Here is a 14747-nt window from a genome sequence, read left to right on the forward strand (position 1 = left end):
CGGCGGCATTGGTGTTGCCATTCTTCGGCAGCCCGCTGTCGGCGACGTAGAGCGTGTTCGCGTCGGCGAAGAAAAACTGCTCGGGGCTGATGTAGACCGTCTTGCCGATGCGGCTGTTGTTGATGCCGTTGGCCTCGCCGGCGGTGAGCGTGACCGTCGGCGCGAAGCCGTTCAGCGCGGTGGGCGTGCCGGCGTTGGTCGCGCCGAGCGGCAGCGTGCCGATCGCGGTGTTGGCATTCTTGACGTCGGCCGAGACGTAGACCGCGCCGTTGACGATCTGCACGTCGCGCGTGTCCTGGCCGTTGCCGGTCACCGCGGTCGCGCTGCTCGCGCCCTTGCTCGCCACGAACAGGCCGGTGGTGGTGTCGCCCTTCACGCCCTGGCCGGAGACGTAGAAGGAGCTGCCGTCGAGCGTGGCGACGCTGCGCGGATTGTTGGTGTTGAAGACGTTGTAGAGCGCGGTGCTGCTGTCGACCGTGCCGTCGGCGCCGATCTGCGCCACCACGCGCGCGACGGCGGTGCTGGCTCCGCCCTGGATGCTGGTCGACTGGGCGAGCGCGGCATTGCCGTACACCGCCGCGCCGCCGGCATTGTAGGTGGCGGCATTGACCGCATAGCCGGCGATGACGAGCGAATGGCCGTCGCCGCTCAACTGCAGGAAGCCTTCCGACGACGAGCCATATTCGCCCGACACCGCATATTGGGTGACGCCGTTGACGACCTTGGTCGTCTGCGACAGCGTCGTCGTGCTGACCTTCTGGCCGCTGGTGGTCAGCTCCTGCAGCACGATCGGCGATGCCTGGTTATCGCTATAGACGCCCGAATTGTCGCCATTGCCGTAGACGCTGACGACCAGATTGCCGGGCGTGAACACCGTCGCGTGCGCGGGCATCAGCGGTGCGGCGGCAGCCAGGGCCGCGAAAAAAAGCTTGGAACGCATGTACATCCTCCCCAATCGGCCGTGTGGCCATGGGTGACGCGGTTAATTAATAGTTATTACAGTTTGGCGGCGCCGACGCGGAGCTGGGCGTCGGCCCAATTGAGGAAATAGGTGAGGTTCGGCGTGTCGGTATGGCCGCCGTCATGCTGCCGCCACGCCAGCGCCCCGCCGATCGGGCCGGTATTGACCGGCGGCAGCGTGGCGTTGCGATAATCGTCGCCGAGGCCGAGATCCTTCGCGCCGAGCAGGCGATAGACGCGGCCGGCCGCGATCGTCGCCATCAGGCTGCCGCGATGATCGAGCCATTGCGCGTCGCCCGCTTCGGGCACGCCATAACTGACGAATACCGGCCGCGGCGCGCACAGGGCGATCAGCTCGTGCGAATCGACCGGCAGGTCTTTCGCGGTGCGCACGTCGCGGCCGGCAGCGGCGCCATAGCGCAGGAAATTGCCCGCCATCCAATAATGGCTGCCGCCGCTCAGGCTCGTCACCGCCTCGCCGAAATTGCGGCGCAGCAACGTGGCGCCGCCCTTGCCCGACGAGCCCACGAGCACGACCGCGAAACGCTGGTCGAACGCCATCGTCAGCAACGCCGCCTTGCCGTAGCGCGAGACGCCCTCGATGCCGATGCGATGCGGATCGATCGCCGGATCCTTGCTCAGGAAATCGAACGCGCGGCTCGCGCCCCATGCCCAGGCGCGCAGCACGCCCCATTGCTCGGGGGTGCGCGGGCGCCCGCGATTGGCGAGGCCGATCACGCCGCGCTGGAGCGCGCCGGCATCGTCGGGCTGGATCGTGTCGCTGTCGAGCAACGCATAGCCCCAGCCGGCGGCGATGATCTGATCGGGCCGGGGGTAATCGCCATGCGCGTCGCGCTCGGGCAGGCGGAAGGGCGGCTGCGGGTGCAGCATGAAGGCCGGGTGCGCGGCGAAGACCGGCCCCAGCGCCGGATCCTGCTTCGCCAGCAGCGCCTTGAGCGCTGCGTCGATCCGCTCATAGTCGGCGCGCGACGGCTCGGACGGCAAGGGAAAGTCGTCGCGGCCGAACATCACCAGCAGCGGCACCGGCCCCTTCGCGGCGGCGGGCACGACCACGGTCATGCGGATGTCGACGGCGATGCCGGGCGCGGCGGGGTCCTCGGCATGGCCGATCACGCGCCGGGCGATCACCGGCGTGAAGCCGACCCGCTCATGATCGGTGATGGCGACGCGCCAGTCGATCCGCGGCGCGCTGTCGGGCACGCGGCCGTACACGTCGCGTTCGTAGGCGGCGACGATCTCGGGCCGGCGCTGCGTCCACCATTGCTTCGCCGTCGTGACCGGCGCGCCCGCGTCGGTGCGCAGCGGATCGGGCAGGTCGGGATAGGGAGTCGCCTTGGCCTCGTCGTAATTGGCGGCGTCGGGCGCGTGGGGATCGGCGCTGGGGCCGGAGTTCATGCCCGTGACGCCGAGCTGGCGCATCATGTCCTGCCGGGCGGCCTCGCCCGACAGCTCGGCCTGCTGCGCCGCGACCGCGATCGGCGCCGCGAGCGCGATCGCGGCGCACAGCCCTATCGTCCAACCCCGTACAACCACGGCCCTCTCCCGACCTTGTTATGGCCGGGTGATAGCAAGCAATGGCGTCGATCGTCAGCCCCGTCGCGCGCCTATTTCTGCGCGGACACGGTCGTGACCGGCGGCGCCTCCTCCCAGCCGCCACCGAGCGCGCGGAACAGATCGACCTGATCGTCGATCAGCGCGGTCGAGGAGGTGGCCAGCGCCGCGCTCGCCTGCGCGCGCGTCCGCTCGGCATCGAGCAGCTGGAAGAAGCTGTCCGAGCCGTAATCGAAGCGGTAGCGCGACAGCTTGGCCGCGTCGGCGGCCGCCGTGTATGCCGCCTGCAGCGCGGCGTTGCGTCGTTGCTCGGCATCCAGCCGCGCGAGCGCCTGTTCGGTTTCCTTCAACGCGGTCAGGATCGCGCCGTCGAAGCTCGCGAGCGAGCCCTCGGCGGTCGCCCGCGCCTCGTGCACGCGGGCGCGCGCCGCGCTCTGGATCGGGAAGTTCCACGAGATGAGCGGCCCGAGCGAGTAACCGAACGATCGCGCCTTGCCGATGTCGCCGATGCGGGTGGAGCCCAGCGACACCGCGCCCGCGAGCGTGATCGTCGGATAGAGATCCGCCACCGCGACGCCGATCCGCGCCGTGTCGGCCGCCAGCTGGCGCTCGGCACGGCGCACGTCGGGCCGGCGCGCGAGCAGGGTGCGGCCGTCGCCGGCGGGCAAGGGTGCGGCGAGCTGCGGGATCTTGCCGCAGCTCGCGATCACTGGGTCGAGCGCCGCCGGCGTGCGGCCGGTGAGCGTCGCCAGCGCCGCGAGCGCCGCGCGCTGCTCGCCCTCGATCGTCGGCAATTCGGCGCGTGCCTGCTCGTACAGCGTGCGCGCCTGATCGACGTCGCGCTGCGTGCCACGGCCGCCTTCGTTCAGGCGGTTGGTGAGGTCGAGCGTGCGCGCCTGCAGATCGATCGTCTCGCGCGCGCTCGCCGCCTGCACGGCATAGCCGCACACATCGGCATAGGAGCGCGCCGTCTCCGCCGCGACGGTGACGCGCGCCGCATCGAGCGCCGCCGCCGCCACCGCATAGTCGCCGCGCGCCGCCTCGATTGAGCGGCTGACGCCGCCGAACAGATCGAGCTCGTACGACACGTTGAAGCCGAGATTGTAGTAATCGAACGTGTAGCCGCTCGCGGTGGAGGCGATGCCGGTGGTCGTGCCGGTGCCGGCGCCGATGCCCGTGCCCACGCCCGTTCCCGTCCCGCCGGTCGCGCCGGCACCGGTGGTGGTGGTGCCGGTGGTCGTGCCGAGCTGGTCGGCGCCGATGCGCTGGCGGGTATAGCCGGCGGTCGAGTTGGTGGTCGGCAGCCGGCCGGCACGTGCCTCGGACAGCACGTAGCGCGCCTTGGTGAGGTTGGCGGCGGCGACGCGCACGTCGATATTGTGGCGCAGCGCCTCGTCCACCAGCGCGTCGAGCGTCGGGTCCGCGTAGAGCCGCCACCAGTTGGACGGCAGCGCCTGCGCGCTCGCGCCGGGATCGACGAAGCTCGCGGTGGCGGTCGGCGGCGGCATCGGCTGCCGATAATTCGGGCCAACCATGCAGCCGCCGAGCAGCAGCGCCACCAGCGGCGCGAAGCGGGTGAGCGAGCGGCTCATGCGGCGTCCTCCACCGGCCGCGCATCGCGGGCGTGCGGCCGCAGTCGATCATATTGGCGCCGTATCCACATGCCGAACCGGCGCGAGATCACGTAGAAGCTCGGCGTGAACAACAGGCCGAAGCAGGTCACGCCGATCATCCCGAAGAACACCGCGATGCCGAGTGCCTGCCGCATCTCCGAGCCCGGCCCCGAGTCGATCACGAGCGGCAGCGTACCGAGGATGAACGCGACCGACGTCATCAGGATCGGGCGCAGGCGCTGCTGCGCGGCGCGCTCGGCGGCATGCTCGGGATCGAGATTGTCGTCCTCCTCATCCTGCTTGGCGAACTCGACGATCAGGATGGCGTTCTTGGCGGCGAGGCCGACGAGCACGACCAGGCCGATCTGCGTCAGGATGTTGTTGTCGCGCCCCATCACGTCGACGCCGATGATCGCGGCGAGCAGGCACATCGGCACGATCAGGATCACCGCCAGCGGCAGCACGAGGCTCTCGTAATTCGCCGCGAGCAGCAGGAAGACGAACAGCACCGCGAGGCCGAAGACGAGGATGCCGGTATTGCCGGCGCTCTGCTGCTGCAGCGCGAGCTCGGTCCACTCGAAGGTGTAGCCCGCCGGCAGCAATTTCGCCGCCAGCCCCTCCAGCGCGCGCAGCGACTGGCCCGACGAGTAGCCGGGGGCGGTGTCGCCCTGCAGCTCGGTCGCGGGATAGAGGTTGTAGCGCACCACGCGATACGGCCCGCTATCGTTGCGCAGCTTCAGCACCGCATCGAGCGGCACCATCGTGCCCGAACTGGCGCGCGCCTTCAGCTGCCCGATATCGCCGATCTCGTCGCGGAACGGCGCGTCGGCCTGTGCGGTCACGCGATAGGTGCGACCGAGGAAGTTGAAGTCGTTGATGTAAGTCGAGCCGAGATAGGTGTTGAGCGTCGAGAAGATGTTCTCCACCGGCAGGCCAAGCTTCTCGGCGCGCTCGCGATCGATGTCGGCGAACAGGCGCGGCGTCTTGGTGTTGTAGGTCGTGAAGACCGCGGCGAGGCCGGGGGTCTGGTTGGCCGCCCCCATCATCGCATAGGTCGCCTTCTCCAGACCGCGATAATCGGCGCCGCGACGATCCTCGATGATCATCTTGTAGCCGCCGCCGGTGCCGATGCCCTGGACGGGCGGCGGTGGCACGACCAGCACGAGGCCGGCGGTGACCGCGCCCAGCTTCTGGCGCAGCTCGGCGGTCACCTTGTCGGCGGCCTCGCGATCCTTCTGCGGCTTCAGCGCGACGAACATCGCCGCCGTATTGGGGGCATTGGTGAAGGTCGCGCCGTCGAAGCCGGCGAAGGCGACGGTATTCTCGGTCGCGGGGTTGGCGAGCGCGATCTTCTGCGCCGCGCGCAGCACCTCGTCGGTGCGCTGGAGCGAGGCGCCCGGCGGCATCTGGATGACGCCGATCAGATAGCCCTGGTCCTGCGCCGGGATGAAGCCGGTGGGGGTCGCATAGAAGCGCCAGCCCGCCAGCCCGATCAGGCAGACATAGGCGATGCCGACCAGCGCGAGCGTGCGCACCGCGCGCGCCGTGAACCGGCCGTAACGGTCGCTCAGCCGCTCGAAGCCGTGGTTGAAGCCGTTGGCGAAGCGCCGCGGCCAGCCGCGCCAGCCTGCGCGCGGCGTGGCGTGATGCTCCTCCGGCTTCTTCAGGATCAAAGCGGCAAGCGCCGGCGACAACGTCAGCGAGACGAAGGCGGAGATGGCGGTCGCGCTGACGATGGTGAGCGCGAACTGGCGGTAGAACTGGCCCGAAATGCCCGGGATGAACGATGTCGGGATGAACACGCCCATCAGCACCAGCGCGATCGCGACCAATGCGCCCGACACCTCGTCCATCGTCTTGTGCGCAGCCTCGCGCGGATCGAGTCCTTCCTCCTCCATCAGGCGCGCGATGTTCTCGACCACGACGATCGCGTCGTCGACGACGATGCCGATCGCGAGCACGAGCCCGAACAATGACAGGTTGTTGAGGCTGAAGCCGAAAGCCGCCAGCACCGCGAACGCGCCGACCAGCGAGACCGGGATCGCGATGATCGGGACGATCGCCGCACGCCAGCTCTGCAGGAAGATCAGCACCACGATCGCGACCAGCACGATCGCCTCGCCCAGCGTATGCTGCACGGCCGAGATCGATTCCTGGATGTAATCGGTCGGGTGGTACGGGATGCGATATTCCATGCCCTTGGGGAAGGACTTGGACGAGCGCTCCAGCTCGTCGCGCACCGCCTGCGCGGTGGCGAGCGCGTTGGATCCGGGCAGCTGCTGCACGACCATCGCCACCGTCGGCACGTTCGACAGATAGGCGTTCACGCCATAATCCTGCGCGCCGAGCTCCACACGCGCGACGTCGCCCAGATGGGTGACGCGGCCCTGATCGTCGGTCCGCACGATGATGTCGCGGAATTCCTGCGGGCTCGACAGCCGTCCCTTGGTCTGGATGCCGAGCTGGAAGGCGGTGGCGCCGCGATTGAACGGCGGCTGGCCGATCGATCCCGCCGCGACCTGCACGTTCTGCGCACGGATCGCCGCGATCACCTCGTCGACGGTCATGTTGAGCGCGGCGGCGCGATCGGGGTCGATCCAGACGCGCATATTGTAGTCGCGTCCGCCGAACAGCTGCACGCGGCCGACGCCCTTGATGCGGCTGACCCGGTCGACGATCTGCAGCGTAGCGTAGTTGGACATGTAGGATGGCGACAGCGACTTGTCGGGCGAGATGAACATCGCCGCCATCAGGATGTCGGGCGAGTTCTTCTCGACGGTCACGCCGATCTGGCGCACCTCGTCGGGCAGGCGCGGCTCGGCGGTGGTGACGCGGTTCTGCACCAGCACCTGGCTCTGGTCGACGTTGGCGCCCTGCTCGAAGGTGACAGTGATCGTCAGATTGCCGTCGCCGGTCGACGAGGACGACATGTAGAGCATGTGCTCGACGCCGTTGATCGACTGTTCGAGCGGCGTCGCCACCGTCTCGGCCAGCGTCTCTGCGGTCGCGCCGGGGAAGCTCGCCGTCACGACCACGGTCGGCGGCGCGATGTCGGGATATTGGGCGACGGGCAGCAGCGGATAGGCCACCAGCCCGAACACGACGATCAGGACGGACAGGACCGCCGCGAAGATCGGCCGCTCGATGAAGAAGTGCGGAAAGCGCATGGGATTTACTTCGCCGTTGCCGTCGCTGCGGGAGGGGCGGAGAGCGTTTCTCCGGGGGTGTCGTCGGGCGCGCGCGGCTTGATCTGGCCGAGCTTCGGCGTGACGGGCGCGCCGGGCTGCAGCACGGTCAGGCCGTCGAGCACGACCTGGTCGCCGGCGGCGATGCCGGTGCGGATGACGCGCAGACCCTCCACGATCGGCCCGATCGTCACTTCGTGCGGCGCGACCTTGTTGTCGGGGCCGACGACGTAGACCAGCTTGCGCGTCTGGTCGGTGCTGATCGCCTCGTCGGGCAGCAGCATCGCCTGGTATGCGCCCGAACCGAGCAGACGCGCGCGGCCGAACATGCCGGGCGTCAGCATATGATCGCCGTTGGCCAGCTCGGCATGCGCGCGGATCGTGCCGGAGCGCGGATCGATCGCATTGTCGACGAACACCATCTTGCCGCGGTGGTGATAACCGCTCTCGTCGGCGAGCTGGATGTCGACCGGGTTGGCGGTGGAGCGCGACGATCCGCGCTGCCCCTTCTCCGCCGCGCGGACATATTTCAGGTAGAGGCTCTCGGCGCCCTCGAAGGTGAACCAGATCGGATCGAGCGTCACCACGCGGGTGAGCTGGGTCGTGTTGGCGCTGACGACGTCGCCCAGGCTGATGCGCCGATCCGAGACGCGGCCCGACACCGGCGCGCGGACGGTCGTGAACTCGACGTTGAGCTTGGCGGCATTCTGCGCCGCCTGATCGGCACGCACGTCGGCGGCGGCGGTCCGCAGGTTCGCCTGCTTGGTCTCGAGTTCCTCCTGGCTAACCGCCTGCAGGCCGCGCAATTTCTGCGCGCGATCGAGCTCGGTCTGCGCATTGGCGAGGGTCGCCTGCGCGCGGCCGGTGGCGGCAACCGCCTGCTGATAGGCGGCGACATAGGGGCGCGGATCGACGACGAACAGCACCTGCCCGGCCCTGACGTCCTGGCCGTTGCGGAACAGGATCTGCGTGATCGTGCCCGATACGCGCGGGGTGACGGTCACGTCCTGCACCGCCTCGAATCGGCCGACATAATCGTCCCAGTCGGTCACCTGGCGCAGCAGCGGCCGCGCGACCGCGACCTGCGGCGGGGGCGGCGGCGGGGGCGCTTGCCTGCCGCAGCTGGCCAACAGCGCGAGCATCAGCCCGCTCGAAAATACGCGCTTCATATTGTCATCCAAGGTCAGGGCGGGCCGTCGAACGCAGTGTGCAGGTGCGGAATCAAGGGCCGGGGTGGACTGATCGGCCATTCTGTACCGATCGGTCTAGTAGAATGCAAGCGACATGATTGCCGACGTGAAACATTGCTGAACCGGTCTGCCGCAGCGCCGAAATGCGCGGGTAATGCGCGGGCGCGATCGTCGGCCGGAGGAGGCGACGATGGGCGAGGACGATCATATGCAGCCGGCGACCTGCACGACCGGGCAGCACCGCGCACGGCGCGTGCGGCTGATCTTTACCGAAGGGACGTTACGGTCGCGCTGTCGCGACTGCGGCTGCGATCTCGTGCGGACGCAGGCGACGCGGCGCTGGTATTATTCGGGGTCGCTCGGGGCGACCTGAAGCCCGGTCAGTCCGGGCTCCAGTGAATGTCGATCGGCTGCTCGAGATCGGCCAGCACGCGGCCGATCGGCAGCGTCGATCCGCTGCCGTCTTCGATCGCCTGTTCCACCAGGCCGCGCTTGGCGTCGCCGGTCAGCACCAGCATCAGCGAGCGGGCCTGCAGGATCGCGGCCTTGGTCATCGTGACACGCGCGACCGGCGCTTCCTTGGGCAGCGGATCGGGCGTGACGCCGATCGCGCGACGCGTCTTGGGCGCGGTGAGCGCGGCCTCGGCATCCGGGCCGGGCAGGATCGAGGCGGTGTGGCCGTCGCCGCCGACGCCGAGCAGGATGAGGTCCGGCGGCCACTTCACGTCCTGCAGCCGCGCGTCGGCGGCGTTGCCGGCGGTGGCGACGTCGGGATTGTCGCCGCACAGCGGGATCACCCGTGCGCCCTTCGGCATGAAGATGCGCGCCAGCATGCCGGCGTTCGACAGCGGATCGTCGACCTTCACCAGCCGGTCGTCGACCGGGACGATCGTCACCTTCCGCCAGTCGAACTTCATCGCCGCCAGTTTCTCGTAGGCGGCGATGGGCGTCTTGCCGCCCGACAATGCGAGCAGGCACGCCGCGCGCGCGTCGAGCGCGCTCTCGATGATGAAGCCGATGTCGCCGGCTACGGCTTCGGCCAGTGCGGCCTTGTCGTCATGCTCCCACCATTCGGCTTCAATCATGCCAGCTCACTCCATCTCGTTCGGTCAGCGCGATCGCGGCGGCCGGGCCCCACGTTCCCGCCGCATAAGGCTTGGGCACCATCGAATTGGCTTCCCAGCCGTCGCGGATCGCGTCGATCCATTCCCATTGCGCCTCGACCTCGTCGCGGCGCACGAACAATGTCGGCTCGCCCTCGATCAGGTCGAGCAGCAGGCGTTCGTAGGCGATGCGACGGCGCACGTCGGCAAACGCGTTGGGCAGGCCGATGTTCAGCGGCACCTCGCGCAGGCGGATGCCGTCGCGATCGAGCCCCGGCTGCTTCGACATCATCGTCAGGCTGACATTCTCGTCCGGCTGGATCGAGATGACCAGCCGGTTGGGCTGCAGCACCGCGCCGCGCCCGGCGAACATCGAGTGCGGCACCGGCTTGAACTGGATCACCACCTCCGAGCGGCGCACGGGCAGGCGCTTGCCGGTGCGCATGTAGAAGGGCACGCCCTGCCAGCGCCAATTGTCGACATGCGCCTTCAGCGCCACGAACGTCTCGGTGTCGGACGGGCTGCCGAGCTCGTCGAGATAGCCGGGCACCGGCTGGCCCGCGACCGCGCCGGCAGTGTACTGGCCGATCACGCTCTCGCGCGCGGCGGTGTTCGCGTCGATCGGGCGGAGCGAGCGCAGCACCTTCACCTTCTCGTCGCGCACGGCAGTGGCGGTGAACTGCGCCGGGGCTTCCATCGCCACCAGCGCCAGCAATTGGAGCATGTGGTTCTGCACCATGTCGCGCAGGCTGCCCATGCCGTCGAAGTACGAGACGCGGCCTTCCAGCCCGACCGTCTCGCTGATCGTGATCTGGACATGCTCGATCGCGGTGGCGTTCCACAGCGGCTCGAACAGGATGTTGCCGAAGCGCAGCGCCAGCAGGTTCTGCACCGTCTCCTTGCCGAGATAATGGTCGATGCGGAACGTCTGCCGCTCGGGGAAGACCGCCGCGACCGCGTCGTTGATCTCCTGGCTGGAGGCAAGATCGTGGCCTAGCGGCTTTTCCAGCGCGAGGCGCGTGGCGGGGCCGGTGAGGCCCGCCGCCTGCAGGCCGGCAATTGTCGATTCGAACAAGCTCGGTGCGGTCGACAGGAAGATGGCGAGCCCCTGATCGGCGCGCGGGCCGACGGCCTCGCCGATCGCGGCGAGCGATTCGGGCTTCGATGCGTCGGCGGCGACGTAGCGCAGCCGTCCGAGGAAGCGATCGAGCACCGCCCGGTCGAGCTTGCGATCGGCCATGATCGGCGCGAGTGCGGTCTCCGCAGTCTCACGCAGGCCGGCATCGTCGATCTCCTGCCGGGCCGTCCCGACGATGCGGAGATCGGGCGGCAGCAGCCCGTCGGCGTCGAGGCCGAACAGGCTGGGCAACAGCATGCGGCGCGACAGGTCGCCGGTCACGCCGAACAGCAGCAGCGTCTGGGCAGGTGTCGGCATCTTCACTCCCTCGGGGCTAGCAGGGCGTCGAGCGTGCCGGGTTCCTTACCCGTCCGCTCCAGATGGGGATAGCGCAGACCGCCGTTCCAGCTCACGCCGACCGTGCGATAGATGTCGGCCTGCCGCACCAGCAGCTGGATCGGGCGGTTGCCGCCCTTGGCGGCGGTGATCGCCGTCTTCAGATCGTCGTCCGAATATGCGCGACCGTCGAGCGCGACCAGCTTGGTGCCGATGGCGAAGCCGGCCTTGAAGGCGGGGCTGTCCCACGCCACGCGGGTGACGGTGCCGGTCTTGTCGACGACGATGCCGAGCGAATAGCTCAGGTCCATCGCCTTGCGCTTCTTCTCGTCGGAGGTCCACCAGCGTCCGGGCACGTCGGTATAGACGAGCCGGTAGCCGCCACGCGCCAGCCAGTCGAGCGGCGGCCGCGGCGCGACGTCGTAGATGCGCGTGCGCAGGAAGGTCGCCCAGTCGTAGGGCAGCACCGCGTTCAGCGTCGCGACGACGTCGTCGAACGTATAGGTCAGCTCGCCCCAATCGCGATCGTGCGTGCCGAAGAAGGCCCGCGCGAAATCGTCGAGCGAGCGCCTGCCGCCGGTCTTCTCGCGGATCAGGCTGTCGGCATCGAGCCACGTCAGCTGCCCCTCGCGATAATAATCCTCCGACCGCTGCCAGTTCGGCCACGGCGCCGGCGCGCGCTTGGCGATCGTCGGATCGTTGGTCGTGTCCTCGACCGATCGCCACTGGCGCCCAGCCTGATTGGCATAGGTGGCGGCGAGCCCGGCGAGCGCATCCAGCGCATCCTCCTTCGGCGCCACGCCCGAACGCGCGTCGAGCACGTTGCCCCAGAACTGGGTCTGGCCTTCATAGACCCACAGCAGGCTGTCGCCCATCGGCCGGGCGTAATCGGGCGTCCACAGATCGGCCGGGCGACGGAACTTGCCGTCCCAGCTGTGGGTGAATTCGTGCGCCAGCACGTTGCGGCCGGCGACGTTGGCATCCCAGCCGGTGAAGAAGGCGGCGGGGACGCCATCCTCCGACGAACGATGATGCTCGAGCCCCGCGCCGCCGAGCGTGTCGGACAGCGTGAACAGGAAGTCGTAATGATTGTAATGCTGCGCGCCGAACAGCTTGATCGCCTGCTGGGTCATCGTGCGCAGCAGCTTGAGCTGGTCGGGCTTGGCGGCGAGCTGGTCGGGCCGGTCGGCGAGGATGTCGAGCGTCACGCCCGGCGCCATCTCCTCGGCGCGGGCATAAGCGCCGGCGATGGTCGGCGAGTCGATCAGCGTGTCGAGCGCGACCGGCGCATAATGGACGAGGCCGCCCTTCGCGGTCGCCACGCCCGAAGGACGGAGCGCGGTGTAGGAGGTCCAGCCATCCGGATAAGTGGCGCTGGCGTCGACCATCATGTTCCGCACGAACCAGCCGGCGGGATAGAGCAGCAGCTCGTTCCACTCGAGACTGAGCATCGCGTCGGTCATCTGGATCCGCCCCTGCGCGCCCGCGGTCGGCGACAGGAACTGGAAGGCGACGTCGAGGCTCGACACGCCCTGCGGCACGTCGAGGTGGAAGGCGGTGACGTCGACCGGGTCGCGCCGCCACGCCAGCGGCTTGCCCCCGGCCGTGATGACCAGCCCGGCCATCTTGTTGATCGGCCCCGACGGGCTGTGATTGCCGGGCAGATATTTGGGATAGAGCAAGGTGAGCTTGCCCGGCGTGACCGGGATCGTCTCGCTCACGCGGAATATGGCGTGCGCGACGTCGGTCGCGTCGACCGCCAGCCGGATCGTGCCGGCGAACGGGATATCGCGCGCCTCGGGGATCGGCTCGCCGACGGGCACCGGCTGCGGCTTGCTGGTGCCGGTGGGGGCGTCGCTGATCTGGGCGGTGGCGGGAACGGCAGCCAAAGCGGCCGCGAGCGGAAGAGCCAAGGAGAGTCGTATCATCGCCGCGCCTGTTGCGCCGCAGCGCCGCGCCTGTCCAGCGCCTAGCTGCCGCCGAGCGAGTTGATGGTGAAGGCGAGGATGCCGAGATTGAAGACGAAGGCGAGCAGGCAGTGGCCGGTCACGATCCGCCGCATCCGGCCCGAGCAGATGTTCATGTCCGACGTCTGGAACGTCATGCCGAGGCACGTCGCCAGGTAGATGAAGTCCCAGTAATCCGGCTCCTTCGTGCCGGGAAAGGTGACGCCGCCGCTGTCATTGCCCTGCGCGTCGTCCGAGTAGAACAAATGCGCATAATGCAACGTGTAGACGATGTTGCTGAACAGCCAGCACAGCACCAGCGTGGCGACGATCAGGATGACCGCCGTGGGCCGCGGCGAGCCCTTCTGCGCCAGCTCGGACGCGACCGCCACCAGCACGACGATGCTGACCGCGCCGGTGATGACGAGCAGCAGCGCGCGGTTGGCGTCGTTGCGCTTGGCCGCCTCGCGCATGCCTTCCGCCTCGTAGCGGAGCAACGGCGCGCATGCGGCAAGGAACACGAGGGCGGCGACGTCGAACGCCGCCATCGTCCCTTCCCGCCAGCCGAGCGGCGGGATCAGCAGAAAGAGGCCGCCGGCCATCAGCACCACGAAGGTGATGAAGCGGACCGGCGCGATGCGATTCCCCAGCCGCAGCTTCATCATCGGTGCGTCTCTCCGGCGGCGTCCCGCTTAGTTCTTGGGCTTGTCGGTCGGCGCGGCCGGAGGCGTGGCGGGCGCCGCGGGTGCGGCAGCCGCCGTCCCGTCGGTGCGGGCATTGGCCTGCGGGTTGTTGCTCGCGGGCGCATTCAGGATATCGCGCGTGCCCTGGCCCTTGTTGACGATGTTGGTGCCCGGGCTGCTCGCCTCGGTCCGGATGCCGACCGGCGCCGCGCCGCCGGCGTCGTTGATCAATGCGGCTTCGCCCTGGCTCACCGGCTGGCTGCCGCCGAACAGCGCGCTCAGCGCCTGGGTCGAGCTGTCGGCCTCCTGCGGGCGCGGCTGGCCCGGACGGGGAGGCGCCAGCGCGAAATCCGGTGGTACGGTCAGCGGCGCCTGACGGCCGACCGCGAACTCGTCCGGCGCGCCGTGATGCGTCGCCTGGAACACGCCCTTAGGGGTGCTGTGGCAGCCGCCGAGCAGCAGAATCGCCGCCAGCGGCGCTGCCGCAGCCAGATTACGCTTGTTCATTTCAAACTCTCCGAAGGCGGGGGCGCGTCGCGCGAAAGCAGCGCGCGCAACACCAGCAAGGCAACACCGATGCTAATCGCGGCATCGGCAACATTGAAGACCAAAAAGGGCGACCATGCGCCGAAGTGAAGGTTCAGGAAATCGGCGACGAAGCCCAGCCGCGTGCGATCGAGGATATTGCCGACAGCACCACCCATGACGAGACCGAGCGCGACCGCATCGACGCGCCGCCGCTCGCGCCACAGCCACACCGCCACGCCAACCGCGATCGCGGCGGTGAACAGGGTGAGCGCCCAGCGCTGCGCGTCGCTGCCGGCGGTGAGGAACCCCATCGAAACGCCGCGATTCTCGACCCACAGCAGGCGGAAGACCGGGAGGAGATCGACCCCGCCGTCGCGTTCGGCCAGCAGCATGTGGCGCATGATGACATATTTGCTGGTCTGATCGGCCAGCAGCACGAGCGCGGCGACGAGGAAACCGAGCCGGCGATAGGTGCGCACGCCGGTCATCCGCCGACTGTCATGCCGGACTTGTT

At 68.8% G+C, this 14747-nt stretch carries 11 protein-coding genes; 1 reads left to right on the forward strand and 10 read right to left on the reverse strand.

Annotated features, from left to right (window positions below):
* Positions 1-996: 996 nt before the first annotated feature.
* The 4 genes from K8P63_RS01290 to K8P63_RS01305 all read right to left on the reverse strand — a co-directional run bounded on the left by K8P63_RS01290 (position 997) and on the right by K8P63_RS01305 (position 8499).
* Positions 997-2514: an alpha/beta hydrolase family protein gene (locus K8P63_RS01290; RefSeq protein ID WP_223798087.1), complete on the reverse strand. Its 1518-nt coding sequence runs from the start codon at positions 2512-2514 to the stop codon at positions 997-999.
* A 71-nt stretch (positions 2515-2585) separates the two neighbouring features.
* The gene (locus K8P63_RS01295) at positions 2586-4124 is read right to left on the reverse strand and encodes an efflux transporter outer membrane subunit (RefSeq protein ID WP_223798088.1); all 1539 of its coding nucleotides are present in this window, start codon (positions 4122-4124) and stop codon (positions 2586-2588) included.
* Positions 4121-7312, reverse strand: coding sequence for an efflux RND transporter permease subunit (locus K8P63_RS01300; RefSeq protein ID WP_223798089.1), 3192 nt, complete (start codon positions 7310-7312; stop codon positions 4121-4123). Before K8P63_RS01300 ends, K8P63_RS01295 begins: the two co-directional genes overlap by 4 nt.
* 5 nt (positions 7313-7317) lie before the next feature.
* Complete coding sequence (locus K8P63_RS01305; protein WP_223798090.1) at positions 7318-8499, reverse strand: efflux RND transporter periplasmic adaptor subunit; 1182 nt, start codon at positions 8497-8499, stop codon at positions 7318-7320.
* Between the two features lie 175 nt (positions 8500-8674).
* On the opposite strand from K8P63_RS01305, the gene K8P63_RS01310 reads away from it, so the two are divergent.
* A complete protein-coding gene (locus tag K8P63_RS01310; protein ID WP_223798091.1) occupies positions 8675-8893 on the forward strand; it encodes a hypothetical protein in 219 nt (72 codons plus the stop codon).
* Between the two features lie 7 nt (positions 8894-8900).
* Here K8P63_RS01310 and pgl read toward each other — a convergent pair whose 3' ends face one another.
* From pgl to lspA, 6 genes are read right to left on the reverse strand one after another with little or no spacing between them, the layout of a single operon-like run.
* Complete coding sequence (gene pgl, locus K8P63_RS01315) at positions 8901-9605, reverse strand: 6-phosphogluconolactonase (RefSeq protein WP_223798092.1); 705 nt, start codon at positions 9603-9605, stop codon at positions 8901-8903.
* The gene (zwf, locus tag K8P63_RS01320; RefSeq protein ID WP_223798093.1) at positions 9598-11058 is read right to left on the reverse strand and encodes a glucose-6-phosphate dehydrogenase; all 1461 of its coding nucleotides are present in this window, start codon (positions 11056-11058) and stop codon (positions 9598-9600) included. The genes pgl and zwf overlap by 8 nt, the downstream gene beginning before the upstream one ends.
* A 2-nt stretch (positions 11059-11060) precedes the next feature.
* A complete protein-coding gene (locus tag K8P63_RS01325; RefSeq protein ID WP_398288210.1) occupies positions 11061-13004 on the reverse strand; it encodes a M61 family metallopeptidase in 1944 nt (647 codons plus the stop codon).
* 41 nt (positions 13005-13045) lie between these two features.
* Positions 13046-13684, reverse strand: a complete 639-nt coding sequence (locus tag K8P63_RS01330) for a DUF1345 domain-containing protein (protein WP_223799920.1) — start codon at positions 13682-13684, stop codon at positions 13046-13048.
* A gap of 30 nt (positions 13685-13714) precedes the next feature.
* Complete coding sequence (locus tag K8P63_RS01335) at positions 13715-14212, reverse strand: DUF3035 domain-containing protein (protein ID WP_223798095.1); 498 nt, start codon at positions 14210-14212, stop codon at positions 13715-13717.
* Positions 14209-14721, reverse strand: a complete 513-nt coding sequence (gene lspA, locus K8P63_RS01340; protein ID WP_223798096.1) for a signal peptidase II — start codon at positions 14719-14721, stop codon at positions 14209-14211. The genes K8P63_RS01335 and lspA overlap by 4 nt, the downstream gene beginning before the upstream one ends.
* Positions 14722-14747 lie beyond the last annotated feature (26 nt).

Source organism: Sphingomonas nostoxanthinifaciens (genome assembly GCF_019930585.1).
GTDB classification, from domain to species: domain Bacteria; phylum Pseudomonadota; class Alphaproteobacteria; order Sphingomonadales; family Sphingomonadaceae; genus Sphingomonas_I; species Sphingomonas_I nostoxanthinifaciens.